The organism is Limimaricola sp. G21655-S1 (assembly GCF_027213785.1).
In the GTDB taxonomy this organism is placed as follows: domain Bacteria; phylum Pseudomonadota; class Alphaproteobacteria; order Rhodobacterales; family Rhodobacteraceae; genus Limimaricola.
The window spans coordinates 1-4,181 of record NZ_JAPWGO010000049.1 but is presented as its reverse complement, the minus strand read 5'-3'; the positions used below and the strand labels follow the sequence as shown (position 1 = coordinate 4,181).

1 protein-coding gene is annotated in these 4,181 nt (G+C 67.2%); it reads right to left on the bottom strand.

Features of this window, described 5'->3' with window-relative positions; all coding sequences use genetic code 11:
- Positions 1-4,181: malectin domain-containing carbohydrate-binding protein (locus O4G76_RS19655; protein WP_269398849.1), on the bottom strand; the 4,181-nt coding region annotated here is incomplete at both ends.

Below are 4,181 nucleotides of genomic sequence, written 5' to 3'. Positions count from 1 at the left end.
GCTGCCACCCGGCGGCGGCGCCGCGACGTCGTCCTCGGTGACCGTGCCGCTGGCGCTCGCGGTGCCGAGCGTCACCGGCGCGGCGGTGCCGCTGGCGCCGGTCAGGGTGACCGTCACCATTTCGTCGCCGTCGTCGACATCGTCATTGGCGACCGACATGGTCAGCGTGCCGACCCCGTTGACGAAGCTGATGTCCTGGCTCTGGCCCGTCGCCGTGCCGGTGTCGTAGGTCACCGTCAGGGTGCCGGTGAAGCCGGTGTCGCTCAGGCTCAGCCCGAAGTCGAGATCGGTGGTCCCGGTGTCGCCGGTCTCGGCCACCGTCGGCGCGTCGGTGATCGAGAGCACCGGCCCGGTCGGCGCCCCGGCACGGGTGATCCGCAGCCCGTCGGCGGTGTTCTCGAAGTCGAATGTGGCGGGACCGTCGCCCGGCACGAAGCTCTCGAAATCCGGCCCCGAGAAGGTGATCTTCTGACCGTTGATGTCGATCACGGCCGAGCCGGCCTCGTAGCTGATCGGCGTATCGGTATCGGCGCCCGAGATCACCAGCGCATCCTCGTTCGAGAAATCCGTGATCTCGCTGCCGCCCACCGCCTCGAGCGTGCCGCGCACCACGTCGGCGCCGCCGCCGGTGGTGATCTTGTTGATGCCGGTGCCCAGCGTGATGATGTTGGCGCCGGCATTGCCGGTCAGCGTGACGTCGGCGCTCGACCCCGATCCATCGAAATTCTCGACGTCATCGGCGAGCGTCGCGTTGACCGGGGCGGTGCCGGTATAGACGACGGTGTCGATGCCGGGGGTGCCCGGGCCGCCGACCGCCGCCGGATCGTTTGTGACGATCTCGTTGCCGCCCGCGACCGCGATTTGCGGCGATGTGACGTTGAGATAATCCCAGCTCGCCTCGAAGCTCTCGAGGGTCTTGAAGTCGTTCGACGTCACGCCGATATGCGTGGCGCCGCTGGCGAGGTTGGCGACCACCGCTGCCGGAGCCTGCGTCGGCGCCATGGTCATGAAGCCCGGGGTGTCGATCGGGCGCACGCCGCCCAGCACGTTCCCCGAGGCATCGAACAGCGTCACATAGGTCGAGACCATCCCCGTGGCGAGATCGACGCCCATGCCGAGTTCCACCTCGGCCACGTCGAAGAGCGAGGCGCCGGGGGCCATGGTCGAGAGCTTGACCTGCGCATCGATGCCGACGCCGGCGGCCGGATTGCTCCATAGCTGGATGCCGTTGCCTTTGGCGACGCCGCCCCAGACCAGCTTCATGAGTTCGTTCTCGGCCTGATTGCCGGTGCCGAAGACGATGCCCTGCTGGGCAAAGTTCGGGACCACCCCGGTGGTGATGGGGACCGTCTGGCTTGCGAGCAACGTTTCGGTGAAGGGGTTCGCGAAGCGCGTCGCGATGTGCACGGTCTCGAGCGCCGGATCGGTCAGGTCGACGATCTTGGTGAAGTCGTTCTTGCTCGCCGTGCCACTGCCGTTGCTGATGTCGCCATCGGCGGTCTGCACCACCAGCTTGCCCCCAACCATCGTGGCGTCGCCCGCGACGATGGCGCCCGCGCCGCCCAGGGCGCTGTCGAAGCCGCCATCGGCCAGAGGATCGGTGCCCGTCTCGAAATCGAGCGCGAACAGCGTCCCGCCCGCGGGGATGTCGCCGGTGACGTCGCTGGCCGCGATATCCACGCTGGCGCTGCCGCCGCCCGAGGCGACGACCGCGTCACCGCTGGCGTTCGAGACGCCGGTGATCGAGACGGTGAAGCTCTCCACCGGCTCCTCCAGATCGTCATCGATGATCGGCACGGTCGTGCTGGCGGAGGTCTGGCCTGCCGGGATGACCAACGTGGTGCTGCCGAGCGGTCCGTGATCGGCCGCCTTGGCGCTGCCGTCGGTGAGCGACAGCGTGACGGTGACCGCCTCGGTGACATCCCCCATCCGGGTCACGGTGATCACGGCGTCCTCGCCCTCGACGGCACTGCCGGCCGAGACCGAGATGGTCGGCGGCAGGTCCGAGGGAACGGCGTCATAGACCACGATCGCCGAATAGCCCGCCTGTCCGCTCGAGCTGTCGACCTGCACGGTGATGGTCCCGTCGGTGACCAGAACGTTGTGGCGGATGAAGGAAGGCCTGTCGGCGCCCCCGCCTGCGACGAAGGCGTCGTAATCATCGCCGACCAGAGTGCCGTTGATCGTGAAGTCGCCGACCCGTCCGCCCGCCGCAGAGTGGAACAGCTCGGCGAAATGCAGCTCGACCACGTAAGAGCCATTGGCGAAGCCGCCATAGGTGGCGGTCCAGATATCGGCCTGCGAGTCACGATAGGTATGCAGCGCCGAACCGTCGAGATCGATACCGCCGGAGTTCGAACCGGTGGTCCCGGACTGGCCGTCGACATTCGCGTTCAACGGGCCCTGACCCTTGGGACTGGTATAATAGGCGTTGTCGTCCGCCTCGAAGGCGATCGGCTGACCGGTCGCGTCGAGGAGCAGGCTGTCCGCTGCGATCGCGCCGCCATAGCGGTTGTTGTCGACCGCGCCGCCATCGAGCGGATCCGGCCCGAGATTGGTGGCGGGCGCGGTGTCGGTGGTGCCGACATTGATCGCACGCACCACCGCGCCGCGCACCAGATTGTCGAGGTTCGGCTCGAGGATGAAGCTCGAGGTCGCGCCCGCCGCGCCGTTGCCGGCCGCATCGGCGAACACGCCGGCGGCGATGGAGATCTGGCCCTCGCCGCTCGGCCATGAACCGCTGGCGGGCGGCTGCGCGACATAGGTCAGCGTCGCGGTCATGCCGCCATTGGTCAGCACCACGCTCGGCGCCGAGACCGCCGTGGGCACGATGCCGCTGAAGACCAGTTCGGAGCCGTCCGTGGCCAGGCTCGCGGCGTCGAAGCCGGTATTGTCGCTCAGCACGACGGTGATCTCGCGCGGGCTGTCTGTATCGCCCTGCAGATTCTCGATCGACACGCTTTCGATCACCGGCGCCGTGCCGTCAGCGAGCTGCGGCCCGCCCAGCTGGGAAATCTGGATCGCGTTGATCTTGGGGTTCTGGTTGTTGTGGATGAAGGCGAGGTTCAGCTGGTCGTCGACGGCGGTGTAGATCAGCTCGCGCGTCAGCACCGTGCCGAGGAAGGGCTGTTTCTGCGCGTTCGTGGCCGTGCTCGGCGGCAGGGCCTGCCCCATCGCCGCCGCGGCCTCGACCAGCGGGTTGAGATCGGCGAACTCGGCGAAGGCCGTGCCATCCACCGTCACGTCGAAGATCCGGTCGCTGCTCGGGAGATTGAACGCGCCGGGCCAGTTCTCGGTGTAGAGCAGCGTGATCTTGTAGGTCGCACCCACGGCCACGTCGAAATTGTAGGTCAGCGGGATGTTGTTGTTGCTGTTGTCGCTGCGCTCGTGGACGAAGAGCTGCCAGGGCGCATAGCCTTGCACGCCCGGATCGATGTAGTCGATCTCGCCCTCGGAATCCGTCAGCGCGTTCGAATACTCGTTGTCGATCTCGCCGGTGACCGAGATCGAGCCGTTGCCGTTCTCGAGCGCCAGATCGCCGATCCAGTCCGGGCCGCCATCGATCGCGGCGACGTCGGTGCTGCCCGCGTTGACCCGGTAGAGGATGGTTTCGCCGGAGGCACGGGTGATCCGCAGCCCGTCGGCGGTGTTCTCGAAATCGAAGGTGGCGGGACCGTCGCCCGGCACGAAGTTCTCGAAATCCGGCCCCGAGAAGGTGATCTTCTGACCGTTGATGTCGATCACGGCCGAGCCGGCCTCGTAGCTGATCGGCGTATCGGTATCGACGCCCGAGATCACCAGAGCATCCTCGTTCGAGAAATCCGTGATCTCGCTGCCGCCCACCGCTTCGAGCGTGCCGCGCACCACGTCGGCGCCGCCGCCGGTGGTGATCTTGTTGATGCCGGTGCCGAGCGTGATGATGTTGGCGCCGGCATTGCCGGTCAGCGTGACATCGGCGCTCGACCCCGATCCATCGAAATTCTCGACGTCATCGGCGAGCGTCGCCTCGACCGGGGCGGTGCCGGTATAGACGACGGTGTCGATGCCGGGGGTGCCCGGCCCGCCGACCGCGGCCGGATCGTTTGTGACGATCTCGTTGCCGAAGGCCTCGATTTTCAGTTCGTTGAAATCGACGGTTGTGAGTGTGTCCGCGGCGACGTCCTCGGCGATGAGGCCGATGG